At 73.6% G+C, this 26868-nt stretch carries 27 protein-coding genes and 1 pseudogene; 21 read left to right on the forward strand and 7 right to left on the reverse strand.

What is annotated here, in order from left to right; translation table 11 throughout:
- Window positions 1–14 precede the first annotated feature (14 nt).
- Both KJS59_RS28705 and KJS59_RS28710 read right to left on the reverse strand, forming a co-directional pair.
- On the reverse strand, window positions 15–281 hold the full coding sequence (locus KJS59_RS28705; protein ID WP_213456775.1) for a hypothetical protein: 267 nt from the start codon (window positions 279–281) through the stop codon (window positions 15–17).
- Window positions 281–955 carry a DUF6218 family protein gene (locus KJS59_RS28710; protein WP_213456777.1) on the reverse strand — a complete coding sequence of 225 codons (675 nt, stop codon included), beginning with the start codon at window positions 953–955 and terminating at the stop codon, window positions 281–283. Before KJS59_RS28710 ends, KJS59_RS28705 begins: the two co-directional genes overlap by 1 nt.
- A gap of 228 nt (window positions 956–1183) precedes the next feature.
- Between KJS59_RS28710 and KJS59_RS28715 the strand changes: the two genes are divergently transcribed.
- The 8 genes from KJS59_RS28715 (at window position 1184) to KJS59_RS28750 (ending at window position 9321) form a co-directional block, all read left to right on the forward strand.
- Window positions 1184–2683 (forward strand): O-antigen ligase family protein, encoded by a 1500-nt coding sequence (locus KJS59_RS28715; RefSeq protein ID WP_213456779.1) that lies wholly within the window; start codon window positions 1184–1186, stop codon window positions 2681–2683.
- Window positions 2680–3714 carry a Gfo/Idh/MocA family protein gene (locus KJS59_RS28720; protein ID WP_213456781.1) on the forward strand — a complete coding sequence of 345 codons (1035 nt, stop codon included), beginning with the start codon at window positions 2680–2682 and terminating at the stop codon, window positions 3712–3714. The genes KJS59_RS28715 and KJS59_RS28720 overlap by 4 nt, the downstream gene beginning before the upstream one ends.
- Entirely contained in the window at window positions 3711–4307 is a 597-nt protein-coding gene (locus tag KJS59_RS31925) for an acyltransferase (protein WP_213456783.1), read from the forward strand. Before KJS59_RS28720 ends, KJS59_RS31925 begins: the two co-directional genes overlap by 4 nt.
- Window positions 4304–5425, forward strand: a complete 1122-nt coding sequence (locus KJS59_RS28730; protein WP_213456786.1) for a DegT/DnrJ/EryC1/StrS family aminotransferase — start codon at window positions 4304–4306, stop codon at window positions 5423–5425. Before KJS59_RS31925 ends, KJS59_RS28730 begins: the two co-directional genes overlap by 4 nt.
- 3 nt (window positions 5426–5428) lie before the next feature.
- Window positions 5429–6400: a glycosyltransferase family 4 protein gene (locus KJS59_RS28735; RefSeq protein ID WP_213456788.1), complete on the forward strand. Its 972-nt coding sequence runs from the start codon at window positions 5429–5431 to the stop codon at window positions 6398–6400.
- Between the two features lie 114 nt (window positions 6401–6514).
- On the forward strand, window positions 6515–7639 hold the full coding sequence (locus KJS59_RS28740; RefSeq protein ID WP_249715063.1) for a DUF4037 domain-containing protein: 1125 nt from the start codon (window positions 6515–6517) through the stop codon (window positions 7637–7639).
- Between the two features lie 9 nt (window positions 7640–7648).
- Complete coding sequence (locus KJS59_RS28745; RefSeq protein ID WP_213456789.1) at window positions 7649–8788, forward strand: acyl-CoA dehydrogenase family protein; 1140 nt, start codon at window positions 7649–7651, stop codon at window positions 8786–8788.
- 74 nt (window positions 8789–8862) lie between these two features.
- Window positions 8863–9321, forward strand: coding sequence for an Lrp/AsnC family transcriptional regulator (locus KJS59_RS28750; protein ID WP_213456790.1), 459 nt, complete (start codon window positions 8863–8865; stop codon window positions 9319–9321).
- Here KJS59_RS28750 and KJS59_RS28755 read toward each other — a convergent pair.
- Window positions 9299–9868, reverse strand: coding sequence for a histidine phosphatase family protein (locus KJS59_RS28755; RefSeq protein WP_213456791.1), 570 nt, complete (start codon window positions 9866–9868; stop codon window positions 9299–9301). The two genes, KJS59_RS28750 and KJS59_RS28755, sit on opposite strands and share 23 nt — an antisense overlap.
- Before the next feature lie 133 nt (window positions 9869–10001).
- On the opposite strand from KJS59_RS28755, the gene KJS59_RS28760 reads away from it, so the two are divergent.
- A complete protein-coding gene (locus KJS59_RS28760) occupies window positions 10002–10193 on the forward strand; it encodes a CsbD family protein (RefSeq protein WP_213456793.1) in 192 nt (63 codons plus the stop codon).
- Window positions 10194–10268: 75 nt separating this feature from the next.
- Here the strand turns inward: KJS59_RS28760 and KJS59_RS28765 are convergent, their stop codons facing one another.
- Window positions 10269–11684 carry a KamA family radical SAM protein gene (locus tag KJS59_RS28765; RefSeq protein ID WP_213456795.1) on the reverse strand — a complete coding sequence of 472 codons (1416 nt, stop codon included), beginning with the start codon at window positions 11682–11684 and terminating at the stop codon, window positions 10269–10271.
- Window positions 11685–11807: 123 nt separating this feature from the next.
- Between KJS59_RS28765 and kdd the strand changes: the two genes are divergently transcribed.
- From kdd to KJS59_RS28805, 8 genes and pseudogenes are all read left to right on the forward strand, one after another.
- Complete coding sequence (gene kdd, locus KJS59_RS28770) at window positions 11808–12860, forward strand: L-erythro-3,5-diaminohexanoate dehydrogenase (protein WP_213456797.1); 1053 nt, start codon at window positions 11808–11810, stop codon at window positions 12858–12860.
- Window positions 12857–14458 (forward strand): amidohydrolase, encoded by a 1602-nt coding sequence (locus KJS59_RS28775; protein ID WP_213456799.1) that lies wholly within the window; start codon window positions 12857–12859, stop codon window positions 14456–14458. Before kdd ends, KJS59_RS28775 begins: the two co-directional genes overlap by 4 nt.
- Window positions 14455–16023: pseudogene (gene kamD / locus KJS59_RS28780) on the forward strand (lysine 5,6-aminomutase subunit alpha); the annotation flags it as partial. The gene KJS59_RS28775 and the pseudogene kamD, both read left to right, overlap by 4 nt.
- Window positions 16024–16091: 68 nt before the next feature.
- Window positions 16092–16856 (forward strand): lysine 5,6-aminomutase subunit beta, encoded by a 765-nt coding sequence (kamE, locus tag KJS59_RS28785; RefSeq protein WP_213456801.1) that lies wholly within the window; start codon window positions 16092–16094, stop codon window positions 16854–16856.
- Window positions 16853–17230 carry a 3-aminobutyryl-CoA ammonia lyase gene (gene kal, locus KJS59_RS28790; protein ID WP_213456803.1) on the forward strand — a complete coding sequence of 126 codons (378 nt, stop codon included), beginning with the start codon at window positions 16853–16855 and terminating at the stop codon, window positions 17228–17230. The genes kamE and kal overlap by 4 nt, the downstream gene beginning before the upstream one ends.
- 100 nt (window positions 17231–17330) lie before the next feature.
- On the forward strand, window positions 17331–18836 hold the full coding sequence (locus KJS59_RS28795) for a glutamate mutase L (RefSeq protein WP_249715065.1): 1506 nt from the start codon (window positions 17331–17333) through the stop codon (window positions 18834–18836).
- Between the two features lie 678 nt (window positions 18837–19514).
- Entirely contained in the window at window positions 19515–21083 is a 1569-nt protein-coding gene (gene lnt, locus KJS59_RS28800; protein WP_213456823.1) for an apolipoprotein N-acyltransferase, read from the forward strand.
- Window positions 21084–21114: 31 nt separating this feature from the next.
- Entirely contained in the window at window positions 21115–21624 is a 510-nt protein-coding gene (locus KJS59_RS28805; protein WP_213456807.1) for an FxsA family protein, read from the forward strand.
- 84 nt (window positions 21625–21708) lie between these two features.
- Here the strand turns inward: KJS59_RS28805 and KJS59_RS28810 are convergent, their stop codons facing one another.
- Window positions 21709–22050 (reverse strand): RNA polymerase-binding protein RbpA, encoded by a 342-nt coding sequence (locus KJS59_RS28810; RefSeq protein ID WP_213456809.1) that lies wholly within the window; start codon window positions 22048–22050, stop codon window positions 21709–21711.
- A 333-nt stretch (window positions 22051–22383) separates the two neighbouring features.
- On the reverse strand, window positions 22384–23715 hold the full coding sequence (locus tag KJS59_RS28815) for a coiled-coil domain-containing protein (protein ID WP_249715067.1): 1332 nt from the start codon (window positions 23713–23715) through the stop codon (window positions 22384–22386).
- Window positions 23716–23886: 171 nt separating this feature from the next.
- Here KJS59_RS28815 and KJS59_RS28820 point away from each other — a divergent pair, with 171 nt between their 5' ends.
- Window positions 23887–24426 carry a GNAT family N-acetyltransferase gene (locus tag KJS59_RS28820; RefSeq protein ID WP_249715069.1) on the forward strand — a complete coding sequence of 180 codons (540 nt, stop codon included), beginning with the start codon at window positions 23887–23889 and terminating at the stop codon, window positions 24424–24426.
- Window positions 24427–24576: 150 nt separating this feature from the next.
- On the forward strand, window positions 24577–24996 hold the full coding sequence (locus KJS59_RS31570) for a serine hydrolase domain-containing protein (protein WP_376771293.1): 420 nt from the start codon (window positions 24577–24579) through the stop codon (window positions 24994–24996).
- A gap of 87 nt (window positions 24997–25083) precedes the next feature.
- On the opposite strand, the gene KJS59_RS28830 is transcribed toward KJS59_RS31570, so the two are convergent.
- Window positions 25084–25377 carry a hypothetical protein gene (locus tag KJS59_RS28830; RefSeq protein WP_213456813.1) on the reverse strand — a complete coding sequence of 98 codons (294 nt, stop codon included), beginning with the start codon at window positions 25375–25377 and terminating at the stop codon, window positions 25084–25086.
- Window positions 25378–25453: 76 nt separating this feature from the next.
- Here KJS59_RS28830 and KJS59_RS28835 point away from each other — a divergent pair, with 76 nt between their 5' ends.
- Window positions 25454–25726 carry a hypothetical protein gene (locus KJS59_RS28835; protein ID WP_213456815.1) on the forward strand — a complete coding sequence of 91 codons (273 nt, stop codon included), beginning with the start codon at window positions 25454–25456 and terminating at the stop codon, window positions 25724–25726.
- Window positions 25727–26160: 434 nt separating this feature from the next.
- Window positions 26161–26757 (forward strand): recombinase family protein, encoded by a 597-nt coding sequence (locus KJS59_RS28840; protein ID WP_213456817.1) that lies wholly within the window; start codon window positions 26161–26163, stop codon window positions 26755–26757.
- Window positions 26758–26868 lie beyond the last annotated feature (111 nt).

Here is a 26868-nt window from a genome sequence, read left to right on the forward strand (position 1 = left end):
GGAACGGGGTGGGGTCAGTCGGGGAGGGGGCGTTTGAGGTGGTAGCGGAAGACCTCCGTCGTGCCCTGGAGGTTGTTGATGTCCTCCTCGGCGTTCACCAGCTCCCAGCCGCTTGCGCCGGCCCGGTTCAGGTGGGCGATGGCGGTGTCGCCGAGCGCGCTGATGTCCTGCATCAGCCCGTCCGGGCCGTACCAGGTAAAGGTGATCATCCATTCGGTACCGGCGGCGGCGTGGCGGCGACGGACCAGCAGGGCATACTCCCATCGAGTCACGCCGACCATTATTCCGGACGGGCCGAGTCCACCCGGGAGGCCATCCGCAGCGTCGCCAGCCAGCCGGGTGGCAGGGCCGCGGGCGGGCCGAATCGGTGCGCGAGGTGGCGGCGGCGCAGCCGGGCGGACTCGGTCTCGCGCCACAGGTTCGCGGCGGTGACGACCAGGCGGCTCAGTTGCAGCGCCTCGGCGGCCAGGCCGGCGCCGGCGTGTGTGGCCGGGAGTCCGGCGGCCAGGTCGGCGACGGTCGCCGGTACCGGGGTCGGCCAGTCCACGGGGGCGGCCGAGGCGGCCTCGACCCGCCGGCGGTGATCGGCGATCTCGGCGAGGACCGCGGCCAGGTCGAGGAACACCGGCGCGGGCTCCGGTGATCCGGCGGCGGCGGCGAGCCCGCCGAGCGTGACCAGGGCGATCCGCGGTGTGCGGGCCACCACGACGCGGCGGTGCACGAGTTGGAGCAGGTGCTCGGATTCGTCCGCCGTCGTACCCAGCCAGGCGCCGGTGGGCCGGCCGGTGGGTCCGAGGTGCCACAGGGCCAGCCGGCACCGCCCGCGACCGTTGCCGCCCTCGGCGAGCACGACGTGGCCGACCGCCTCCGGCGCGCGTGGATCCGGCGTGTGGCGGGCATCGAGGTCGTCGGCTGCTGGCCCGGCGCGCATGACCACCTCCCCGAACGGGGTCACTACGATCCGTAACAGAACCGTGACGGTAGTGCCCGTCCGGTCATGGTCACGACCGGTGGGTCGGTCGGAAAACTCTGTGTGATCGGTCCATGACAGATCCTCGACAACGTGGCTGAACTCCGGTAGTGGGGGCGGGCCACCGTCACCCTTCGCACATGCGACAGCGACGCGACGCCTGCCGTTCACCAACAGGTCGGGCGGGGACAGTCTGATGGGCCGGTGCCGTCAGTGACCACCGAGCCCATAGTCGTGCCCGAAACCGCCTCCGCCGCCGTCGGGGGCCGGCGCGCTGCCCGGTTGGCGCGGGCGCTCGGCTGGGTCCTGCTGGTCCTGCTCAGCGCGCTGCTGGTGGAGATGCTGTTCGAGGCGTGGGTGCAGACGCTGCTCGCCACGCCGGTGCCGGACGCCCGCGGCAACCTGATGCCCGACGGGCCCACCTGGCCGAAGGCGGTCAAGAACGCGCTGTACCTGGGGATGCTCGCCGCCACCGTCGGGCGGGTCGCGGTGGAGCGCCGGTGGCGGGAGTTCACCACCGCGGCGGACCTGGCACTGGTCGCGCTCGGCGGGGTGTTCGTGCTGGCCGGGCTGTTCGGCGAGGGCACGCCGGTGCTGATCGCCCAGGCCGGGTACGTGTACCTGCGCGGGGCGATCGTCTTCTACGCGTGGCGCGCCCTGGACCCCGACCGGCGGCGCATCCGGGCGGTGCTGGTGCTGGTCGGCGCGGTGGTGGCGCTGAACGCGGCGATCGCCAGCTGGCAGACCCTCGCCGGCTACGACACCTTCCGCCAACTGGGCTGGATCAACCTAACCTGGGCCCGCATCAACCGGGCGCACGCCCTGCTGGACCACCCGAACCACCTCGGCCACCTGCTCGTCATGGCGATGCTGGGGCTGGCCGCCTGGTTCGTGGTCCGACCCAAGGTCGGCTGGCGCTGGTGGTCCGCCTTCCTCCTGCTGGCCCTGGGCATGTCGGCCACCCAGTCGCGGGAGTCGGCGATCGGGTTCGTGCTCGGCGCGGTGGTGATCGCGGTGCTGCGCCGCGGCGGGTACCTGCGCCTGGCCGTCACGGTGCTGCTGGTGGTCGGGCTGTCCGGGGCGCAACTGGCCGTCAGCCCGGCGAACCGGGCCGAACTGTCCCGCCGGCTGGCCGGCGTGTTCAGCGCGCTGCACCTGCCCAGTGGCGCCGAGGGCGACACCTACTGCGTCGAGGGCAACGTCAACTGCGACGAGGACGACCCCAACCGCATCCCGCAGCGCGAGGTGCGCGTCCTCTACCTGCAGCAGGGCCTCGACCTGTGGACCCACCGGCCGCTGCTCGGCTACGGGGTGGGCCAGTTCGGCGGCATCGTCGCCTACGAGCACGACCCCCGGTGGTACGAGGACCCCCGGTTCGGCCCCGGCGGCTTCCGGCTGTACGGGTCCAACGAGAAGCAGGTGGACTCGTTCTGGCTGCACCTGCTGGTGGAGACCGGCGGGCTGGGCGTGCTCGCGTACCTCGCCTGGCTGGTGTTCCTGATCCTGCCGGTGCTGCGGGCGGCCCGCCGCGGCCCGCCGCCGGCCCACCCGTTCACGTACTGGGCCCCGGCCGCCCTGGTGTTCGCCGCGGCGATCGCGTTCCTCGCGCCGTCGCTGGAGGACCCGCTGTTCCCGGCCGAGTTGTTCACCGTCCTCGGGCTGGCGTGGGTGCTCCTGCGCCGCCGCGAGCTGGAGCGGAGGAAGACCGCGTGACGCAGCAGTCAGTTGCCCTCATCGGGTTCGGCTACTGGGCGCCGAACCTGGCGCGCAACCTGAACACCCTGGCCGGCGGGCGCTGGCGGTACCTGGTGGAGCTGTCGGCGCAGCGCCGGGAGCGGGCCGCCCAGCTGTATCCGCGGGTGCGCGTCACCGACGACCTGGAAGAGGTGCTGGCGGACCCGGCGGTGGGCGCGGCGATCGTCGCCACACCGGCGGCCACCCACGCCCCGCTGGCCCGGCAGCTGCTGGCGGCCGGCAGGCACGTGCTGGTGGAGAAGCCGCTCGCCCTGGCCACCGCCGACGCGGCCGAACTGGCCGCGCTGGCCGACCAGCGCGGGCTGGCGCTGATGGTGGGGCACACCTTCGAGTACGTGCCGGCCGTGCTGCGGATGCGCGAGCTGATCGAGGCCGGGGAGATCGGCGACACCCTGTACCTGCACTCGCAGCGGCTGAACCTGGGCCGGATCCAGAGCGACATCAACGCGTTCGCCTCGATCGGGCCGCACGACGTGTCGATCGCCAACTACCTGGTGGGCCGGCCGCCGCAGTGGGTGGTCGCCGAGGGCGCCCGGTACCTGAGCCGGCAGGTCGAGGACGTGACGTTCGTGACCGTCGGCTACCCGGACGGGGTGCTCGCCCACATGCACGTGAGCTGGCTGGACCCGTCCAAGACCCGGCGCACCACCGTGGTCGGCAGCCGCAAGATGCTCGTCTACGACGACATGGACGCCGACGCCAAGCTGCGCGTCTACGACAAGGGCGCGGACCGCCTCGACCCGGACGCCTACGGCGCCTGGCAGTACCGGCTGCGCGACGGCGCGATGCAGGTGCCGAGCCTGCCGATGACCGAGCCGTTGGCCGCCGAGGTCCGGCACTTCCTGGAGTGCGTGGACACCGGGGCCCGGCCGCGCACCGACGGCTGGAACGGCGTCGAGGTGGTCGCCGTGCTGGAGGCGGTGGACGCGTCGCTGCGCGCCGGGGGTGCCCGGGTGGCGGTCGCCTCCCCGGCGCGGGCGGTGCGATGACCGGAGCCGTCGTCGAGGAGTTCTGCGTGGTCCGCCCGGGCACGACCCTCGGCCCGGGCGCCACGCTGCGCAGCCACACCGTCCTCTACGGCGGCAGCACGATCGGCGCGAACTTCGCCACCGGCCACCACGTGCTGGTCCGCGAGGACAACACCATCGGGGACGACGTGTCGATCGGCTCGCTGTCCGTCGTGGAGCATCACGTCACCATCGGGGACCGGGTGCGCATCCACTCGCAGTGCTTCGTCCCCGAGTACACGGTGCTGGCGGACGACGCCTGGGTCGGCCCCCGGGTGACGTTCACGAACGCGCCGTTCCCGCGCTGCCCGTCCGTGTCGACCTGCATGCGCGGCGTCCACGTCGGGCGGGCCGCGCGGATCGGCGCCAACGCGACGATCCTGCCCGGCGTGCGGATCGGCGCCCGCGCCGTGATCGGCGCCGGCACCGTCGTCACCAAGGACGTGCCGCCCGGCGCCGTGGTGGTCGGCAATCCGGGCCGCCCGGTGAAGACGCTGGACGAGTTGGTGTGCCCGGCCGGCCTCGACCATCGCCCCTATCCGTCGCTCGATCCGATCCTGGAAGGCACCGCATGATCCCCCTCGTCGACCTCAAGGCCAACTACCGCCGCCACCGGACGGCGATCGACGCCGCGATGCGGGACGTGGTGGAGAACACCAGCTTCATTCAGGGGCCCGCGCTGAAGGACTTCGAGCGGGACTTCGCCGCGTTCTGCCGCACCGGGTACGCGATCGGCGTCGGCTCCGGCACCGCCGCCCTGCACCTGGCGCTGGCCGCGGTCGGCGTCGGCCCGGGCGACGTCGTGGCCGTGCCCGCGCACACCTTCATCGCCACGATCGAGCCGGTGAGCTGGCTCGGTGCGACGCCCCGGTTCGTCGAGATCGACCCGGAGACGGGCGCCATGGACCCGGCCGCGCTCAAGTCCGCGATCGACGGGGTCAGGGCCGTGCTGCCGGTGCACATCCACGGCCGCCCCGCCCACCTGAACGAGATCAACGCGATCGCCGCGGACGCGGGCGTGCCGGTCGTCGAGGACGCCGCCCAGGCGCACGGCGCCGAGCTGACCGGGCCGGACGGCTCGGTGCTGCGGGCCGGCGGGGCGGCCCTGGCCGGCTGCTTCTCCTTCTACCCGGGCAAGAACCTGGGCGCCTTCGGGGACGCCGGCGCGATCACCACGAACGACCCGGAGTTCGCCGCGAAGGTCCGCATGCTGCGCGACCACGGGCGCACGACGAAGTACGAGCACGAGATCATCGGGTACGCGCACCGCATGGACACCCTCCAGGCGGCCGTGCTCGGCGTCAAGCTGACCACCCTGGACGCCGACAACGCGCGCCGGGCGGAGCTGATGGCCCGCTACGAGCGGCTGCTGGCCGGGGTCGGCGACCTGTGGTTCGTGGGGGAGACCCCGGGCCGGCGCAGCGTGCACCACCACGCCCTGCTGCGCACGGCGCACCGGGACGCGCTGCTCGCCTCGCTGAGGGAGGCGGGGATCGGCTCGGGCATCCACTACCCGGTCCCGCTGCACCTCCAGCCGGCGTACGCGTTCCTCGGCCACGGCCGGGGCGACCTTCCGCTCACCGAGGCGTGGGCGGACGAGTGCCTGTCCCTGCCGCTGTACCCGGAGCTGACCGAGGAGCAGCAGGACCGGGTGGTCTACGCGGTCGTGTCCTTCTTCAACCGGGTCGCCTGACCGATGTCCCCGCTGCGGGTGCTCGCCGTCACCAACCTGTGGCCCGCACCGGGCAGCTTCCGCGGCGTCTTCGTGTCCGAACAGGTGGCCGGGGTGCGCCGGCTCGGGCACGCGGTGGATGTGGAGGTGGTCGCCCAGCGCCGGGGGCGCTCCGACTACCTGCTCGCCGCGGCGCGGGTCGCGCGGCGGGTGCGGCGCGGCGGGTACGACCTGGTGCACGTCCACTATGGCCTGACGTCGCTCGCGGCGCGCCTGGGCGGCGACGTGCCCCGGGTTCTGTCGCTGTACGGCAGCGACGTGAACACCCCGTGGCAGGCGCGGATCACCCGGCTCACCGCGGGCGCGCCGGCGGCCCGCGTGTACCCGTCCCGCCGGCTGGTCGAGGCGGCCGGCGACCCGGCCGGGCACGTGGTACCCAACGGCGTGGACTTCGGCCTGTTCCGCGAGTACCCGGCCGAGGAGCGGGCGGCGGCGCGGGCGGCGCTCGGCTTCGCCCCGCACGAGCGGGTGATCCTGTTCGGTGCCGCGCCGGCCAACCCGGTCAAGCGGTACGACCTGTTCACCGACGTGCTGGCCGAGCTGTCCGGGCGCGGGCTGCCGGTCCGCGAGCTCGTCCTCGCCACCCCCGGCCAGGAGCGGGCCGACGTGGTACCGAAGTTCGCCGCGGCGGACGCGCTGCTGGTCACCTCCCGGCAGGGCACCGAGAGCGGCCCGCTGGTGGTGAAGGAGGCCGCGGTGATGGGCCTGCCGGTGGTCAGCGTCGATGTGGGCGACGTGGCGGAGGTGCTCGCGGGGGTCGAGCCGTCCGCGGTGGTGGCCTTCGGCCCGGACCTGGTGCGCCGCCTGGCCGACGCGGTGGCGGCGGCGGTGTCCGGCGGGACGCGCGGCAACGGCCGTACCAGGCTGGCCCGGTACGACCACGACGCGGTGGCCACCCGCCTGGTGGGTGTGTACCGCGAGGTGGTCCGGGCGTGACCGGGGCCGCCGCTCGGGGCCCGAGCGGCCCGCCACCACCCCCTCATCCCTCGCCGGTCACACCCACCGGCGCCCGCCTCTGCCTGGTCCGGCGGTAGTCGCCACAACCCGGTGGTGCCCGGCGCCGCGGGCGGCGAGGATACGAGCGTGGCGTTCGTCGGCGGGTTGGAGCTGTCCCGGCGGTTCCATGCCGAGCTGGTCGCCCCGATCCTCGCGGCGGCCCTGCCCGGTCTGCGGTATTCGGCCGCCCGGCTGGACTTCGGCTCGGACCTGTTGGGCTTCGACACCCCCCGCTCCACCGACCACGACTGGGGGCCCCGGCTCCAGATCTTCCTCGACCCGGCGGACGCGGAGCGGGTCCCGGCGGTGCTCGCCGCCATCGGGGCGCGGTTGCCGGCGGCGTTTCTCGGGTACCCGACCCGGTTTGCCGCGCACGGCGCGCTCGCGGTGGGCGTACCGGACCCGGTGGGGGAGCGGCACGGGGTGAGCGTGCTGCCGCTGGATTCCTGGCTGGCCGGCCGGCTGGGCTTCGACCCGCGCGCCGGCGTCACGCCCGCCGACTGGCTGGGCCTGCCGACCCAGCGCCTGGCCGAGGTGACCGGCGGTGGCCTGTTCCAGGACGACCTGGGCGTGGCGGCGATCCGGGAGCGGCTGCGCTGGTACCCCGACGACGTGTGGCGCTGCGTGCTGGCCGCCCTGTGGCACCGGATCGGGGACGAGGAGCACTTCGTGGGGCGGGCCGGCGAGGTCGGCGACGAGGTGGGTTCGGCGGTCATCGCCGCCCGCCTGGTCCGCGACCTGATGCGGCTGTGCCTGCTGCTGGGGCGCCGCTACCCGCCGTACGCGAAGTGGCTGGGCAGCGCGTTCGGCCGGCTGCCGGTGGCCGCGACGCTCGGGCCGGTGCTGACCCGCGCCGTCACCGCCGCCGCCTGGCGGGAGCGCGAGGCGCACCTGTGCCGGGCGTACGAGGCGGTCGCCCGGCTCACCAACACCGCCGGCCTGGCCCGCCCGCTGGACCCGACCGTGCGCGGCTTCCACGACCGCCCGTTCCAGGTGTTGGACGCGGCCCGGTTCGCCGGGGCGCTGCGCGCCGCGGTCGCGGACCCGGCGGTGCGGGCGCTCGGCGCGGGCGGCGCGATCGACGCGGTGACCGACAACTCCGGCGTGCTCACCGACTTCCGGCAGTCCCGGGCGATCATGGACGGTTTGTGGGGCACCCCACCCCCAAACGACCGTTAAGCTAGCTGGGTGGTCGAACGAATCCTCCCCACCCCCGACGCGGGCGACCTGCTCGATCTCGCCACCGAACTGGCCGACCGCGAACTCGCCCCGCGCGCCAACGACGACGAGGCGCGGAGCCGGTTCCCGGCCGACGTCATCCGCACCGTCGGCCGGGCCGGGCTGCTCGGCCTGCCGTACCCGCAGGGGGACGGCGGCGCGGGCCAGCCGTACGAGGTCTACCTGCAGGTGCTGGAGATCCTGGCGAGCCGGTGGCTGGCCGTGGCCGAGGCCGTCTCCGTGCACACCCTGGCCTGCTACCCGGTTGCCCGGTTCGGCTCGGCGGAGCAGCGCAAGCTCCTGCCGGAGATGCTCGGCGGCGACCTGCTCGGCGCCTACTGCCTCTCCGAGCCGCAGGGCGGCTCCGACGCCGCGGCCCTGACCACCCGCGGCGTGCGCGACGGCGGGCACTACGTCGTGACCGGCACCAAGGCGTGGATCACCCACGCCGGCCGCGCCGACTTCTACAACGTCTTCTGCCGCACCGGCGGCCCCGGCCCCGACGGCATCTCCTGCCTGCTCGCCGACGCCCGGACGCCCGGCATCCTCCCGCAGCGCCCCGAGCGCACCATGGCGTTCCGGGCCTCACCGGTCGCGCAGATCGTCTTCGAGGACGCCCGCGTCCCCGCCGACCGCCTGGTCGGCGGGGAGGGCCAGGGCTTCCGGATCGCGATGAGCGCCCTCGACGGCGGCCGCCTCGGCATCGCCGCCTGCGCCGTCGGCCTCGCCCAGGCCGCCCTCGACTACGCGGTCGGCTACGCCCGCGAGCGCACCCAGTTCGGCCGACCCATCATCGACTTCCAGGGCCTGGGCTTCCTGCTCGCCGACGCGGCCACCCAGATCTCCGCCGCCCGCGCCCTCATGCTGCACGCCGCCCGGCTGCGCGACGCCGGCCGCCCGCACTCCGCCGAGGCCGCGAAGGCCAAGCTGTTCGCCACCGACACGGCGATGAAGGTCACCACCGACGCGGTCCAGGTGCTCGGCGGCGCCGGGTACGTGTCGGACCACCCGGTGGAGCGCTGGATGCGCGAGGCGAAGGTGCTCCAGATCGTCGAGGGCACCAACCAGATCCAACGCGTCGTCATCGCCCGCCACCTGGCGCGTTCCTGACGCGGTACCCCGCCGCTCGCGTCGAGGTGATGACGGCGACGCCCGGGTGGCATCGACACGGTAAGTTCTTCGCCGTGGAAGAGACCGACCGGGCGATCGTGACGGCGTTGGCGGTGGACGGTCGGCTGTCGTACACCGACCTCGCCGAGCGGGTGGGCCTGTCGGTCTCCGCGGTGCACCAGCGGGTGCGCCGGCTGGAGCAGCGCGGCGTCATCAAGGGGTACGCGGCGCGGGTGGCGCACGAGGCGGTCGGCCTGCCGCTGAGCGCGTTCGTGGCGATCCGCCCGCTGGACCCGTCGCAGCCGGACGACGCGCCGGACCGGCTGGCCGAGCTGCCGGAGATCGAGTCGTGCTACTCGGTGGCCGGCGAGGACTTCTACCTGCTGCTGGTGCGGGTGGGCAGCCCGGTCGAGTTGGAGCGGCTGTTGCAGCAGATCCGCAGCATCGCGAATGTCACCACCCGGACGACCGTCGTGCTGTCCACCCCGTACGAGGCGCGCCCGCCGCGGATCAGCACGGCGAGTTCCAGCTGAGCAGCACCCGCCGGCGGTGTTCGTATCCGAGGCGGGACAGGGTGCCGGTGTCCAGGCGGAGCAGCCCGCCGCCGGCGGGGGAGAGGCCGATCCAGCGGGCGCCGGTGACGCGCAGGGAGTGCCCGTGCGCGATCAGCGCCACGTCGCCCCGCTCCAGTAGCGCATCGACCCGATCGAGGAGCCGGTCGATGCGCGCGCCTATCTGGTCCGGGGATTCGCCACCGGGGCAGCCGTCCGTCCAGAGGTTCCACTCGGGACGGTCCCGATAGATCTGGGCGATGGTGCTGCCCTCGTACCGGCCGTAGTTCCATTCGGCCAGGTCGTCGGTGACCTCGGTGACGGCCAGCCCGGCCAGTTCGGCGGTGCGCCGGGCGCGGTGGCGCGGGCTGGAGAGAACGGCGGTGAAGGCGCGACCGGCGAGGCGCTCACCGAGGGCGCGTGCCTGCCGCTCGCCGGCGGCGGTCAGCGGCTGCTCGGTGACGGAGGTGTGCCGGCCGGCCGCGCTCCACTCCGTCTGCCCGTGCCGCACCAGGAGGATCTCGGCCATCCACCCAGTAGACCAGTCCTAGCGTCCTAGGACGACGGAGAGGGTGTGCGCTGTTTTGAACGGAACGACGCCGGGCAGTAAACGAGGTGGCCGCCAGACCCGGCGGCGGCAGACGCCAACGAGGGAGGCAGCGATGGGCTTCGCCGAGAAGGCTCAGCACGAGTTCGATGAGCTCAAGGGCAAGGTGAAGGAGCGGGCCGGCACGGCAACCGACAACGAGCGGATGCGGGGCGAGGGCCGGGCCGACCAGTCCGAGGCCAACGCGAAGCAGGCCGGCGAGCACGTCAAGGACGCCGCGCAGGAAGCCAAGGACGCGTTCCGCTGACCTGATCCGCGGGCCCGATGAACGGGCGAGGGGGTGGCCGCACCGGCCACCCCCTCTGTTTCGATGTGGCGATCTCTATGCGGTGGTTCCGGCCCCTTCGGCGGCGGCCTGCTTGGCCCACCAGCGCCGGCCGGACTCGGGCAGCGTGTCGATCGGGTCGTAGTACGCGTACCGCTTGCTCAGCGCCTCGGCGTCGCTCTGCTCGATGGACGTGCGGTAGTTCTTGGTCCAGTACGAGATGCCGTGTTCCCGGTCGTACTCGGTGAGCATGTGCACCCAGCGCTTGCCGACGAACGGCACGTCGCAGACGATCCGCGGGGTCGCGTACCCGGGCAGGTATCCCATGATGTCGTGCTGGAGCCGCTGGGCGCGGGCGACCGAGACCCGCCAGTGCTCGGCGTTGGGGATCATGTCGCACAGGTAGAAGTAGTAGGGCAGGATGCCCGCTTCGCCCTGTAGCGCGAAGCACAGGTCCAGCAGGTCGGGTGCGGTGGCGTTCACGCCGCGCAGGAGGACGCCCTGGTTGCGTACGTCCCGGACGCCGACCTCGAGGGCGGTCTGGGCAGCCCGGGCGACCAGCGGTGTCAGCGACTGCGCGTGGTTGACGTGGGTGTGGATGGCGAGGTTGACGCCGCGCCGGGCGGCGGTGCGGGCGACGCGTTCGAGGCCCTCGACGACGTCGGGCTGGAGCCAGTGCTGGGGCAGGCCCATGAGCGCCTTGGTGGCGAGGCGGATGTCGCGGATGGTTTCGATGTCGAGCAGGCGCATGAGGTAGGACTCGAGGTTGCGCCAGGGGACGTTGGCGACGTCGCCGCCGGAGACGACCACGTCGCGTACGCCGGGGTGGGCGCGCAGGTAGGCGATGTGTGCCTCGTACCGGTCGACGGGCTTGAGGGTGAGCTTGAGTTTGTCGACGGCGGGGGTGGAGTTGCCGACGAGGTCCATGCGGGTGCAGTGCCCGCAGTACTGGGGGCAGGTGGAGAGCAGTTCGGCGAGCACCTTGGTCGGGTACCGGTGGGTGAGTCCTTCGGCGACCCACATGTCGTGTTCGTGGAGGGAGTCGCGGGTGGCGTTGGGGTGTGAGGGCCATTCGGGGTGCCGGTCGGAGGCGACCGGGATCATGTACCGGCGGATGGGGTCGGCGTAGAAGGCGTCGGTGTCGGGTGCCCGGTCGGGGACCATCGTGTTGAGCATCTGGGGTGGTACCAGCATGGACATGGTGGCCAGGCGGTGCTGGTCGGCGGCGAGGTCGGTGTAGAACGGCTCGCCGACCAGGTCGCCGAGGACGGTGCGTAGGTGGCGGGGGTTCTTGACGCAGTTGACGCGCTGCCATTGGGCGGATTCCCACTGTTCGCGGGTGATGTGGCGCCAACCGGGGAGGCGGCGCCAGTCGGGTTCCGCGAGTTCTCGCCGGCGGTACTCGTAGGGCTGTGCCTCGGTGGTGTCGTCCGTGGTGCCCGCGGTGGTGGCCTCGGTGGTGGCGTCCGCCATCGCTGTCGCTCCCCTCGTGGCGCTCGTGTCGCCTGAGGGCGAGGGTACCGGAAACTCTTTCGTGAAGCTAAGATAGCGCCGGAAAACTTCCTGTCTCACCGGGAGGCGAAGGGGGCAGACGGCGTGACGTCTTCGCCGGTTGGGCTGCACCGGGTGCTGCGGCCGCGCGGGGTCCTGCCGCAGGCGGCGGAGCGGCTGGACGCGAGCCCGCGGGTCGGGCCGGACGAGGTGCGCGTCGCGGTCGAGCGGCTGAACCTGGACGCGGCGAGTTTCCGCCAGCTCAGCACGGCGCACGGCGGGGACGGCGACGCGGTCCGGGCCGCGGTGCTGGAGATCATCCGGAGCCGGGGCAAGATGCAGAACCCGGTGACCGGCTCGGGCGGCATGCTGATCGGCACGGTGGACGAGGTCGGCCCCCGGTCGCCGCTGGGGCTCAAGCCGGGCGACCGGGTGGCCACCCTGGTGTCGCTGACCCTGACCCCGCTGGCGGTCACGGACGGCCTGGCCGGCTGGGACGGCCGTTCGGAGCAGGTGCCGTGCGCGGGGCACGCGATCCTGTTCGGCCGGTCGATCGCGGCGGCGCTGCCCGAGGGCATGGATCCGGAGTTGGCGCTGGCGGTCTTCGACGTGTGCGGGGCGCCGGCGCTGGCCCGGCGGGTGGTCAAGGGGTACACCGAGCGGGGTGCGGCGCCGACGGTGGTGGTGATCGGCGGGGCGGGCAAGAGCGGGTCGCTGGCGCTGGCGGCGGCCCGCCGGTCGGGGGCGGCCCGCACGGTGGGTGTGGTGCCGGTGGAGCCGGAGGCGGCCGCGCTGCGCCGGGCGGGCCTGGCGGACGCGGTGACCCTGGCCGACGCGCGCGACCCGGTGGCGCTGTCCGCGGCGGTCGGGGCGGTGTTGGGCGGCCCGGCGGACGTGACGGTGGTCTGCGTGGACGTGCCGGGCTGCGAGCACGGGGCGATCCTGGCCACGGCGGCCGGCGGTACCGTGATCTTCTTTTCGATGGCGACGAACTTCGCCGCGGCGGCGCTCGGCGCGGAGGGCCTGGCCGCGGACGTCACGATGCTCATCGGTAATGGTTATGTGCCGGGGCACGCCGACTACGCCCTGGATCTGCTGCGGTCGGAGCCGGGGCTGCGTGCGTTGTTCCAGGCGCGGATGGGCAGACTGGCGCCATGACGAGCAGCGCCTTGAACAGCAGCGGCCCGAACGGCAGCGTCCTGTACCGCGGTGGCGTGATTTGCAGCCCGGCCGACCCGCACGCGACCGCGCTGCTGGTGACCGACGGGGTGATCTCGTGGTTGGGCCCGGACGGGGAGGCGCCGGCGGCCGGGCGGCGGGTGGATCTGGGTGGCGCGCTGGTGACGCCGGCGTTCGTGGACGCGCACGTGCACTCGACGGACACCGGGTTGACGCTGAGCGGTCTGGACCTGTCGGGTGTCCGTTCCGCGGCGCAGCTGCTCGACGCGGTCGCGGCGTTCGCGGCGACGCTGCCGGGGGACGCGGTGTTGCTGGGGCACGGCTGGGACGAGTCCACGTGGATGGATCAGGGTCTGCCGGACCACGCGGCGGTGCAGCGGGCGGCGGGTGGGCGGATCGCGTACCTGTCGCAGGCGTCGGTGCATTCGGCGTTGTGTTCGACGGCGTTGTTGGCGGCGGCGCCGGAGGCGGCCGGGGAGCCGGGGTTCGACCCGGCCGGCTGGCTGCGCCGGCAGGCGCACCACGCGGTGCGGGCGGTGGCGCTGGGGTCGGTCACGGCGGTGCAGCGGCGGGCGGTGCAGCGGCGGACGTTGTCGCACGCGGCGTCGTTGGGCATCGCGGCGGTGCACGAGTGCGGCGGCCCGGGTACCTCGGAGGAGGCCGACTTCACCGACCTGTTGGCGTTGGGGGGTGCGGAGAACGGCTGTCCGGAGGTGTACGGGTACTGGGGCGAGTTGATGGGGGCGGCGCGGGCGCGTGAGCTGGGTGCGGTCGGGGCGGGTGGCGACCTGTACGCGGATGGTGCGCTGGGTTCGCGGACGGCGCACCTGTCGTCGTCCTATCTGGACGGTGATGGCGGCTGCGGGCACGCGTACGTGACCGCCGACCAGGTGCGCGACCATCTGCTGGACTGCGCGGAGCACGGTATGCAGGGCGGCTTCCACGCGATCGGGGACGCGGCGATCGCCACGGTCCTGGCCGGTTTCGGGCAGGCGGCGCAGCGGTTGGGCACGGACCGGTTGCGCGGCGCCCGGCACCGGGTGGAGCACGTCGAGATCATGGACAAGCGGCTGATCGCGGGGTTCGTGGAGTACGGGATCGTGGCCAGCATGCAGCCGGCGTTCGACCGGTTGTGGGGTGGCGAGCACCAGATGTACGCGCAGCGCCTGGGTGTGGGGCGGTCGTTGGAGTCCAATCCGATGGGTGCGATGCACGGCGTGGGGGTGGCGCTGGCGTTCGGTTCGGATTCCCCGGTCACGGCGCTGGATCCGTGGGGCACGGTGCGGGCGGCGATGTGGCATCACAACCCGATCCATCGGATGAGTGCGGCGGCCGCGTTCGCCGCGCATACGCGGGGTGGCTGGCGTGCGGTGCACCACGACGGTGAGGGTGCGCTGCTGCCCGGGCTGCCGGCCACGTTCGCGGTGTGGGAGACGCCGGCGGGCGTGGCCAAGGGGCTGCCGGTGCTGCTCGCCGAGGCGGTCGACGCGCGTGGCCCCGGCGACCCGACCCCGTTGCCGCGCTGCCTGCGTACGGTCCTGCGGGGCGCCACCATCCATGAGGCGGGGGCACCGTGAGCGGCTCCGTGACGGCTGCGGGCAAGCTTGATCTCGACCCGGCGGTGGTTCGCACCGCCCGCCGGTTGGCCCGTAAGGCGGGTGGGCCGGTCGTGGAGTTGGCGCGCAGCCACACCACCGTTTCGGTGGAGCGCGCCGTGTTGCGGTTGGCCGGGGTGACCGGCGCCGACCCGGACGGCATCCCGTGGGTGAACCGCCTGGTCGACGCGGTGACCGCCGACGTGGGGTTGGGGCACGGTGTGGCGCTGCCGGCGTTCCATGCCCTGGCGGCGGAGGGTGTGGGTGACCTGACGCTGCTGGCCCAGAAGGCGGCGGCCGGGTCGGTGCGGTTCGCGGTGCCGCGCGGGCGGGAGGCGACGGCGGCCCGGGCGGCGGCCCGGCGTTCGGTGGGCGCCGGGCTGCGCCGGGTGGACCGGCGGCGGGCGGAGCGGGAACGGCTGATCAGGCGGCACGGCGACCCGCCGCAGCGTCCGTGGATCTATCTGATCGTGGCCACCGGCGACATCTACGAGGACATCCCGCAGGCGCAGGCGGCGGCCCGGGCGGGCGCCGATGTCATCGCGGTGATCCGCTCCACCGGCCAGTCCCTGTTGGACTACGTGCCGGAGGGCGCTACCCGGGAGGGTTTCGCCGGCACCTACGCCACGCAGGAGAATTTCCGGCTGATGCGGGCGGCGCTGGACGAGTCGTCGCGGGAGTTGGGCCGCTATGTGCGGCTGACCAACTACGCGTCCGGGCTGTGCATGCCGGAGATCGCGACGCTGGCCGGGCTGGAGCGGTTGGACATGATGCTCAACGACAGCATGTACGGCATCCTGTTCCGCGACATCAACCCGATTCGCACCTTTGTCGACCAGCGGTTCTCCCGGCAGGTCCACGCCCGCGCCGGCATCATCATCAACACCGGTGAGGACAACTACCTCACCACGGCGGACGCGGTGGACGAGGCGCACACGGTCACCGTGTCGCAGTTGCTGAACGAGTACTTCGCGCACGAGGCCGGATTGTCGGATTGGCAGCTCGGCCTGGGCCACGCGTTCGAGATCAACCCGGAGCTGCCGGAGTCGTTCCGGCTGGAGCTGGCGCACGCGTTGCTGGCCCGGGAGTTGTTCCCGCAGGCGCCGCTGAAGTGGATGCCGCCCACCAAGCACATGACCGGGGACGTGTTCCGGGGCAACCTGCTGGACGGCTTCTTCAACCTGGTCGGGGCGATGACCGGGCAGGGCATCCTGCTGGTGGGCATGATGACCGAGGCGGTGGTCACGCCGTGGCTGTCGGACCGGGACGTCGCCCTGCAGAACGTGCGGTATGTGCTCGGCGCGGCGGGCGGGCTGCGTGAGGACTTCGTTCCGGCGCCGGGCGGATTCATCCAGCAGCGCGCCCACCGGGTGCTGGCCGAGGCGGTCGACCTGCTGGAGCGCATCGTCGACGGCGGGCTGTTGACGGCGATCGCGGCGGGGACGTTCGGCATCATGAGGCGGCCCGCGGACCGCGGCAAGGGCCTGGAGGGCGTCGCCCGCCACGAGCCGGGCTACTACAACCCGGCGACGGAACTGCTGGAGGGCCCGGTGAGTGCGAGGAGTGCCGGCGGGCGGGTAGGAAGCGCCGCGGCCGCGAACGAAAGGCCGGTTCGGTGAGCGCTCCGACGAGTGGGCCGATCATCCGCCCGTACGGGGACACCACGGGCGACGGGATGGTGCAGCTGTCGTTCACTCTGCCCGTCCCCCATGACAAGCGCGCGGAGGGCGCGGCGCTGCAACTGGCGGCGAAGATGGGGCTGGACCCGGCGATGCTGGTGCACGCCAAGCAGCTCGGCGACGGGTACACGTTCTTCGTGGTCTACGGTTCGGTGCGGCACCTGGTGGACGTGTCCGCGGTGCAGGTGGTGGAGCGGGATTTCCCGCTGCTGTCCGCGAAGGAGGTCAACGCGGCGGTGCGGCGGCGGTTGCGCCGCAAGCTGTCCGTGGTGGGTGCCTGCATCGGCACGGACGCGCACACGGTGGGCATCGACGCGATCCTCAACGTCAAGGGCATCGCCGGGGAGAAGGGGCTGGAGTACTACCGGGAGTTGCGGGTGACGAACCTGGGCGCCCAGGTGGGCGTCCCGGACCTGGTGGCGGCGGCCCGCACGGAGAAGGCCGACGCGGTGCTGGTCTCGCAGGTGGTGACCCAGCGGGACGCGCACCTGCACAACACCCGGGAGATGGCGGCGGCGTTCCGGGAGGCGTTTCCGGCCCGGCGGCGTCCGCTGCTGGTCGTGGGTGGCCCCCGGTTCGACGAACTGATGGCGCAGGAGTTGGGTGTGGACCGCATCTTCGGCCGGGGCACCACGCCCCGGGAGGTGGCCAGCTACCTTGTCCACGCGTTGATCACACGGCGGGAGGTCGTTGCGGCGTGACGGTCGGACTCAGCGTGACCCACCGGCGGTATGTGCCGTATTCGCACGCCCACTACGCCGGCGACCTGGTGCACGGCGCCTACGTGCTGGGTCTGTTCGGCGACGTGGCGACCGAGGTGTGCATCCGCACAGACGGTGACGAGGGCCTGTTCGCCGGGTACTCGGAGGTGTCGTTCCTGGCGCCGGTGCGGGCCGGCGACGTGCTGGAGGCGACCGCCACGGTGACCCGGATGGGCAACCGCAGCCGGACCCTGCGGTTCGAGTGCGTGGTCGTCTGCCGGGGCGGCCCGGACCGGTCCGGGTCGGCCGCCGAGGTTCTCGACCCGCCGGTGGTCGCCGTGACGGCGACGGGCACGGTCGTCGTCCCGGGGTGAGCGCAGCCGTGTCGGCTCGCCGGCGTTACGCGCGAAGCCTGGGCGGGAAACGCCCCGGTCGTGGCGGGCCGGCCGGGCACGGGCGGGCATGGTGGGCCCCGTGAGCCGCTACGCCGCCTGCGTGGACGTGGGCTCCACCTGGACCAAGGTGGCCGTGGTCGACCTGGCCGGTGGCCGGCTCGTCGCCACCGCCGGGCACCGCACGACCGCCGACACGGACGTCCTGCACGGGCTCGACGCGGCGGTGGCGCAGGCCGCCCGAGGATTACCGGATTACGAACTGTTCGTGTGCTCGTCCGCGGGCGGCGGGCTGCGCCTGGCCGTGGTCGGCTACGAGCGCCTGGTCACCGCGGAGGCGGGGCACCGGGTGGGCCTGTCGGCGGGTGCCCGGGTGGTGCACGTGGCCGCCGGCCCGCTCGACGGCGGGGGTGTGCCGGCGCTGCGCGCCGCCCGCCCCGACGTGGTCCTGCTGGTCGGCGGCACCGACGGCGGCGACGCCGAGGTGCTGCTGCACAACGCGGCCCGGCTCGCCGCCGCGCGGCTGCGTGTGCCGGTCGTCCTGGCCGGTAACGCCGACGCCGCCGACGCCGCGGAAGCCGCCCTGGCGGCCCGCGGCGTGCCGGTGACGGTGGCGCCGAACGTGCTGCCCGCGATCGGCGTCCTGGCGCCCGGCCCGGCCCGCGCCGCGATCCGGGACGTGTTCCTGCGGCACGTCATCGGCGGCAAACGCCTCTCCCGGGGCGCCCGGTTCGCCGGACTCGTCCGGGCCGCCACCCCCGACGCCGTCCTGACCGGCGTGGAACTGCTCGCCGACGGCGGCGCCGCCGGTGACCTGCTCGTGGTGGACATCGGCGGCGCTACCACCGACGTGTACTCGGTCCTGACCCCGGACCCGGAACGCGAGGCCGGCCCCCGCCGCGAGGTGGCCGGTACCCTCTGGCGGTCCCGCACGGTCGAGGGTGACCTCGGCATGCGCTGGAGCGCCCCGGGCGTGATCGAGGCCGCCCGCGCCGAACGCCTCCCCGCCGACGACGCCCTCGCCGTGGCCGCCGCCCGCCGCGCCGCCGACCCCGGCCTCATCGCCGCCGCCGTCGGTGCCGGTCCCGTCGGGGTCGGCGGCTCCCAACCCGGCGATTCCGGCTGGCCCCTCGGCGGTTCTGATGGCGGCGCCCTTGATGTTGATGGCGGCGCTCTGCGTCGCGCCGCGGGCGGTGTCGCCGGGGGCGTGCTCGGCTCCGCCGGTGCCAGCGCCCTGGATGACGACCTGCGCATCGCCGGCCTGGCCGCGACGGTCGCGCTGCGCCGGCACGCCCGCGGCGAAGCGCCCGCACCCGGCCTGCCCCGCCGCGGCGGCCGCGACCTGCGCGACGTACGCCTGGTCATCGGCTCCGGCGGCGTCCTGCGCCACGCCCCGGCGCGGCGGGCCACCGAGGTTCTCGCCGCCGCGCTGCACGACGACGCGGGCGGCTGGCCCCTGCCGCGCGCCGCCACCACCGTCATCGACCGCGACTACATTCTGGCCGCCGCGGGTCTCCTCGCCGCCGACCACCCCGCCGCCGCGCTCGCGCTCCTGAAAGATCGCCTGCACGCCCGGCCACACCGCTGAAAGATCGCCCGTACCGGGCGTGAGGGATCGAAGACACGCCGGGCCCGACACGCCGACCGGTGCGCTGCGGTGTTGACAGCCGCCGGGGGCGGGCGCGTACCGTCGTTGGGTCCAACTACGGGAAGCGGCTGTTGTTCGCTCCTCCCCTTCGCTCGCTGGCTCAGCGGCCTCCATGTCGCGGCGGCGGTGTACCGGCACCGCCGCGAGCCAGGCCCAGCGAGCGGGGGTCGGCGGGGCGGCGCGAACCGGTCGCACCTCGGTGTTCGGGCAGGGGGGTACGCGCGGCCAGTAGACAACGGCCCGCCGGAGGCAGCCAGCCGTCGGCCGGTCGGTCCGAAGGTCGTGCCCGCACACCACTGCCGCACCGGCCTGGGAAGGGCCTGGGAGCGCGGGGCGCGGCCATCACGGCCGCGCCCCCATTCCACCTCCGAACCGCCCCCGACCGTGCGCGCGCACCTGGCCGACGAGCCGTTCTCCACCGACCAGCCGCGCTTCGAGAGCACCCGCTACGCGCGCCCATTCGAAGCGCTGAACCGCCCCCGGCGGCGGGGATTACGCTTGGCCCGGCCGGCAGCCGCCGGCGAACGACTCCGGCTGGGGTGAGGCAACGTGGCAACGGTGGACACGACGGTTCCGGCGCCGGAACCGACCGACCCACCGGAGCCGGGTGCCACCGCGATCACAACCACCGTCGCGCCGCCCGCACCCACCACCGCGCCGTCCGCGCCGCACCGCCTGAAGTCCCTTCTGGGACTGGTCGGCGCCGTCGCCTCCGGTGGGGCGTTGCTGCTGGCCTTCCCCCCGTACAACCTGTGGTGGCTGGCGCCGGTGGGGGTGGCGCTGCTGGCGCTGGCCGTGCACGGGCGGCGCGCCCGGGTGGGGTTCGGCCTGGGCTTCGTCGCCGGGCTGGCCCTGTTTCTGCCGCTGCTGAGCTGGACGAACCTGCACACGGGCCGGCTGCCGTGGGTGTTGCTGTGCCTGGCCGAAGCCGCCTACCTCGGGCTGCTCGGCGCGTTGACCGCGTTCGTGGGGCCGGTGCTCAGGCGCGCGCCGGCGTGGCCGGTCGTCATCGGGGGGCTCTGGGTGGCGCAGGAGGCGCTACGCGACCGCACCCCGTTCGGCGGCTTCCCCTGGGGGCGGCTGGCGTTCGCCCAGGACGGGTCGCCCCTGTTGCGGCTCGCGGCGGTCGGGGGTGCGCCGCTGGTCACGTTCGGTGTGGCGGTGCTCGGCGGGCTCCTCGCGTACGCGTTGACCCGGCTGGTCGCCGGCCGGTGGCGCCCCGCGTTGGCCGCCCTCGCGGCCGGGGTGGCGCTGACCGCCGCCGCGCTGCTGATCCCGCTCGGGGCGCCGGCCGGCCCGACCGTCACCGTCGCGGTCGTGCAGGGCAACGTGCCGCGGATGGGTCTGGACTTCAACGCGCAGCGCCGCGCCGTCCTGGACAACCACGTCAACGCGACCATCGCCCTGGGCGAGGACGTGGGCGCGGGCCGCCGCCCCCAACCGGATCTGGTCGTGTGGCCGGAGAACTCCAGCGACATCGACCCGCTGCGCAACCCCGACGCCGCGGCCCGCATCGACGCCGCGGCCGCCGCGGTGCGCGCGCCGATCCTGGTTGGCGCGGTGCTGGTCGGCCCGGGCGAGGGCCAGGTCCGCAACGCCGGCATCCTGTGGCGCCCCGCCGGCGGCCCGGACCTCGAGCAGCTCTACGTCAAGCGGCACCCGGTCCCGTTCGCGGAGTATGTTCCGCTGCGCGACCTGGCCCGGATGGTGAGCAAGGAGGTCGACCGGGTCGCCAACGACTTCGTCCCGGGCAACGAGCCGGGCCTCATCCGCGCCGGGCGCACGACCATCGGCGACGTCATCTGCTTCGAGGTCGCCTACGACGAGGTGGTCCGCGACACCGTGACCGGCGGGGCGGACCTGCTCACGGTGCAGACCAACAACGCCACCTTCACCGTCGCCGAGGCCGAGCAGCAACTGGCCATGGTCCGGCTGCGCGCGGTCGAGCACCGGCGCAGCGCGCTGATGGCCTCCACGGTCGGTGTCTCCGCGTTCGTCACCGCCGACGGCCAGGTCCACGACACCACCGGCTTCAACGAGCCCGCCACCATCGTCCGGCAGTTGCCCCTCGACGCCGGGCGCGCCCTCGCCACCCGCCTGGGGTACTGGCCCGAGGTGGTTTTGTGCGGGCTGGCCCTCGCGGCGGTCGTGGCCGCCGGGGCGCTACGGTTCCGGGCCCGTCGCTGAGTCGTGTCAGACTTGACGCGAGGTGGTGCGGATGCGGCGGGGACTGACCCTCATACCGCTGGCGGTACTGCTGACCGCGATCGTCGAAATCATCGTGTTCGCGCTGGTCAGCTGGCAGATCGGGATCGGCTGGGCGGCGTTGCTCGTGATCGCGGCCAGCCTGACCGGCGGGTACCTGCTCAAGCGGGAAGGCATACGCGCGTGGCGCGGCTTCCGTGACGCGGCGGCGTCCGGGCGCCCGCCCGGCGCGCAGGTGACCGACGGCGTCGTCGGGCTGGCCGGGGCGCTGCTGCTGGCGATACCGGGGCTGCTGACCGGTCTGGTGGGAGTCCTGGCGCTGGTGCCGCCGGTGCGGCGGCTGGTACGGGCGCGGGTACAGCACGCGGTTGAGGGGCGCGTGTCGGCGGCGGCCGCGGGTGACCTGTTCGGGCCCCGCCGGGTCCGGGTCCGGCGCGGCGCCCCGGTCGACGAGCCCGTCGTCGCGACGCCGCCCAGCGGCGCGATCGAGGGCGAGATCATCGAGCCGGAGCCCCGGCGGTAGCTTCCCGCCGGGCCCGGCGGGTATACGAAAGCCGCCCCGGGGTGTCCCCGGGGCGGCTTCGGTGTTGGTGACGTGTGCGCCGGGTCAGCGGCCGCCGCGCCGCGCCCGGACCTCCTCCAGCCGCTCGGCCAGGATGTCCTCGAGTTCGGCGATCGAGCGCCGCTCCAGCAACATGTCCCAGTGGGTACGCGGCGGCTTCGCCTTCTTCTGCTCGGGCTCGCTGCCGTCGACCAGCCGGGCGACGCTGCCGTCGAACTTGCACTCCCAGGTCATCGGGACCTCGGCGTCGACGGCGAAGGGCACCTCGAACTGGTGACCCTTGGCGCACAGGTACTCACGGGTCTGCCGCGGCGCCAGCTCGGTGTTGCGGTCGGACTCGTAGCTGACAGCCCCAAGACGGCTCCCGCGCAGCATGCGCTCGCCCATGATCGGCAATCTCCTCGGTTGTGGTGCGGTCCTTCGTGTAACGGCACGGTCGATCTGATCATTCCCAGACCGGCCGACCCGCTCCCCGGGAGCCTTCCCGGTGTGCAAACGCTCCGAGGGTAGCCGGTCGGCGGCCCTCGGCAGGGCCGCCACCGCGCTTTACCCCGGTTTCGACGATCTTTTCGCGCCGTGAACGCCGGAATCGCGGACTGTCGGCGTTCCGACACATCAGGTCAAGCATGACGGATGCGGCCGAATGGCGAGCCGGTTCCGACTCCGCTGCCGGCACGGGCCTTGACCCGCCGAGCGCATGCTCGTCGCCGCCCGGCGTGGTCAGTTATCCGGTAATTCCTCGGCCAGCTTGGCGCGGGCCGGGGACGGGCGGGTGCCCGCCGCGCCCAGGTTGGCCAGCGCGGCGGCGAGGTTGGTCACCTGATCGGCCAGTTGGGCCGCCCGGTTGAGCGCCGCGTCCCGTTCCGCGGCGACCTTCCGCAACGCGGCCTCGCGCTCCTCGTCGATCGCCCGCTGGGCGCTGTCCCGCTCGGCGGCCACCGTCTCCAACGCGGCGGACAGCTCCGCGGCGGCACGCTGCGCCTCCGCGGCACGCACCCGGGCGGCGTCCCGTTCGCGGACCGCCTCCGCCCGCGCGTGCCTGCTCTCCTCCCGCTCGCGCGTCACCTCGTCGCGGGCGGCGACGGTGGCGGCGACCTCCGCCCGTAGCCGCTCGACCGTCCGGGTCGCGGCTTCCACCTGCGCCCGGCCCCGCTCGGCGCGGGCCTGCTCCTCCCGCGCCGCGGCCTCGGCTACCCGCACCCGTTCCTCGGCCCCGGCGATCTCCTGCCGCGCCCGTTCCTCGGCAGCCCGCGCCCGTTCGGTGGCGGTGCCGGCCTCGTGCCGCAGGGATTCGGCCCGCTCGACGGCCTGGCTGGCCGCGTGCGCGGCCCGCTGCGCGTCCGCCCGCGCCGCGTCCCGCTCCCGCACCAGTTCGACGCTGCGCCGTTCGGCCGCCTCCCGCTCGCCCCGCAGGATCTCCACCTGGCGGCGCAGCACCTCCCGCTCCCGCTCCGCCTGGGCCCGCAGCGCCTCCGCCGCGCTGGCCGCCTGCCGCGCCTCGTCCCGAACCCGCTCGGCGCCCTCGGCCCGTGCCGCCGCGGCCACCGCCTCCGTGCCGGCCCGGTCCGCCTGGGCCCGCGCCGCCGCGCGCGCCGCTTCCGCCTGGTCAACGGCCTGCCGCATCCGCGCGGTCTCGGCCACCGCGGACTCGGCCGCCTGCCGGGCCTCCTCCCGCTCGGCGTGCGCCGCGGCCATCCGCGCCGCGGCCTCCGCCCGCACCTCGGCCAGCTGCCGCTCCACGCCCGCCGGCGACAGCTGCGCGTGCAGCGCCTCGCTCAGCGACTGGACCATCTGGTCCAGCCGCTCAACCACCTCGTACGCGCGGGCCACCTGCCCCGCCAGCCCGGGCGAGTTCCGGTGCCGCATACGGGCGTTCCGGGACGCCCGCTGGCACTGGCCGTCGTTGTCCCGGCAGTACCGAAACGGCCGGCCGGCGGCGCTGCGCTGCGGCACCGGACGTCCACAATGGGCGCACGGGCGGGTCTCCGAGGCGGCCACGTCCCCGGACTGCTCCCCGGCAGGATGGCGGTCCACAACCGGCGATGACTCCATAGCGGCGCACTTTAGCCGCAACCACCGACAGCTTCACCGAGGGCGCGCGGTGCCCGGGTACCCCCGAATCGGGGTGGAGCGGGGCCCTCCCCGCCCGCTCCCGCCACTGCGGCGTGCCCCCGGCAGCGGGGCCGGGGGCACGCCGCTTCCGGGCGATGGCACAATCCGCCCGTGGTCGATATCCGAACCGCGCACACCGCCCAGCTGGACGCCGGAACCCTGTCGCGCATCCGCGCCATGCTCGACGAGGCGTTCGCCGGAAGCTTCGACGACCATGACTGGGACCACACCCTCGGCGGGATACACGCCCTGGTCACCGACGGCGACGAGCTCATCGGACACGGCGCCGTCGTGCAGCGCCGCCTGCTGCACACCGGCCACGCCTGGCGCACCGGCTACGTCGAGGGCGTCGCCGTACGCGCCGACCGCCGCCGCGAGGGGCACGCGAGCGCCATCATGGCGGCCCTCGAGGACGTCATCCGAGGCGCCTACGACCTGGGCGCGCTCTCCGCGTCCGAGAGCGCCGGCAAGCTGTACGAGGGGCGAGGCTGGCTGCGCTGGCCCGGCCCCACGGCGGTGCTGACCCCGACCGGCATCGAACGCACCCCGGACGACGACGACAGCACCTTCGTCCTCGCCGTGGACGGCGGTGCACAGCTGCGCGCGCCCGCCCCCCTCACCTGCGACTGGCGCGACGGCGACGTCTGGTAAGACTCGCCAGGCGCGGTGGTTGGGGCCCGTGCGCGGGTAGCTGTAGCAGTGACACACGTCATGGTTGAGGTTGACCTTGGGTCAGGGTGCACGCTCCCCGCATCGGCACGCCGCAGGGTGCGCCAACGGAATTCCAGGGAGCGAACCATCATGTCCATCACCCTGACCGACCAGGACCGCCCGGAGTTGCAGAAGGCCATCGAAGAGATCGTCGATTCCGGTATCGTCGGGATCACGCTGCGCGCCCACGATGAGCGGGGCGAGTGGGTCGGCAGCGCCGGGGTCGCCGAGCTGGGCGGGACCGCGAAGCCGCCGGTCGACGGGCACGTCCGGATCGGCAGCAACACCAAGACCTTCACCGCGAGCCTGGTCCTGCGACTGGTGGCCGAGGGCAGAATCGGGCTGGACACCCCGGCCACCGACTACCTGCCCGAGCCCGGACTCGACGAGCGGATCACGGTGCGGATGCTGCTGCGGCACACCAGCGGAGTCTTCAACTTCACCGGCGAGTACTACGCCGACGGCACGTTCGCGCCGGGCATCCCCGTCACCACAGCGGGCAGGGAGTAGGTGGACAACCGGTTCAAGACCTACCAGCCGGCGGACCTGGCAAGGCTGGCGTTGGCCAAACCGGCACGGTACGGATCGGCCGACCTGTTACGGCTGGTGCAGGTCCGGACCCTTGCCGGGGCGGGCGTGCCGCTGGCCGAGATCGGACGCCTGATCGACGCCGACACGGCACGGTTCGCCAACGCTATCGCCGACGTCGAGCGGCAGCTCACCGAACGGATCGAGGAGTTGACCGCCCGGCGTGACACGCTGCACCGGCTCGCCGACGGCAACCGGGCGTTGCTGCCTGACCGCGCTGTGGCGCTGCTGGAACGGATGCCCGACCTGGGCTTCACCGCCGACGAGGTGACGGCCGCCCGGGAGGGCTGGGTAGCTGGCCAAGGCGCTGGTCCCGGAAGGCTTCGACGACTACCTCACGCACGTCGAACACGCCGTGCAAGACCCCCGGTTCGTCGCCTTGAGCAAGCGCGCCGCCGAAGCCGCGACCTGGGCACCGGACGACGCCCGCATCGACGAACTCGCCACCGCCATGGCCGACCACTACCTTGCCAACCCCGCGCACCTGAAAATCGTGACCGGCCTGCAAGCCCGCACCGAGGCCGTGACCCGATACAAACTGATCGCCCACCACGGCGAAGAACAGGCACCGGCCTCGGCCCAGCTGGCCGCCCTCGTCGAAACCAAACTCCGCTCCGCCGGCATCCCTATCCCCAGGCCAGACTTCCGCTGACCGGGCCCGGCTCAGGCCCGCCGTGGCGGGTGACCGTCTCCCGCGGCGGGTAGGTTCCGATGGCCGACCACCCAGGGCCGACCACGTAAGAGCCGCCAGCCAATGGCAGAAGTGACTCACCAGCTCGGGTCAAGCCCTAAAGAACGTCCTTAGCGCGAGTCCCGTACTGACCTTCCTCAGCCCCGGACGGACGCGCCCCCTGTCGGCCTTGCCGGGGTGTTGGTAAGAACGGCGACACCAGGGGCCAATTAGTTGATCTTCATGGGCGACCGGGGTCGGTCGATGGTGGTTGAGCTGGGTGTCCCGTTTGGGGATCGTCCACCGGGCACCTGCGGAGGTGGGCGACCAGGTCATTCCGCCGCTGGTCGGCGAATCCCGTAAGACCCGCCCGGTGATATGCCCGGTCAACGGGGGCCAAACGGTACAGTGCCCCCATGAACGGCCTCAAGATCGGCTACGCCCGGGTGTCCACCGACGAGCAAGACCTGAGCGCGCAGTTGGCCGCGCTCGCCGAGCTCGGTGTCGGCACCGACCGGATCTATGTCGACAAGGGCCTGACTGGAACCAACCGGGTCCGGCCGGGTCTGCGCGAGGCTCTCGCGGCGTGCCGGGCCGGCGATCAGCTGGTCGTGACGAAATTGGACCGGCTCGCTCGTTCGGTCACCGATGCGCACGACATCGCCACGGAGCTGACCGCCCGGCAGGTCAAGCTCAACCTCGGCGGGTCCATTCACGACCCGACCGACGCGATGGGCAAGCTGCTGTTCACGACCTTGGCGATGATCGCCGAGTTCGAGGCGGACCTGACCCGGCTGCGAACGCGCGAAGGCATGAAGATCGCCAAGGCCAAGGGCCGGCTGCGCGGCAAGGCGCCGAAGCTGAGCGCGAAGCAGGAGGCCCACCTGGTGGCCTTGCACAAGGCCGGCGAGCACACCAGCGCCGAGCTGGCGGAGTTGTTCGGTGTGGCCCGCTCGACGGTCTACCGGGCGATCGAGCGCGCCGCGGCCGCGACGCCGGGAGCGGCACGCTGACGCCATCGCCACCACCGCCGCTGGCAGCGTCATGGACGCCCTCTGCGACAACCTACGCACCATCGACAAACTCATCGACACCACCAGCGCGGCCGACCTGTTCCGCGTCAT

Origin of the sequence: Rhizomonospora bruguierae, from assembly GCF_018397995.1 — a bacterium.
GTDB classification, from domain to species: domain Bacteria; phylum Actinomycetota; class Actinomycetes; order Mycobacteriales; family Micromonosporaceae; genus Rhizomonospora; species Rhizomonospora bruguierae.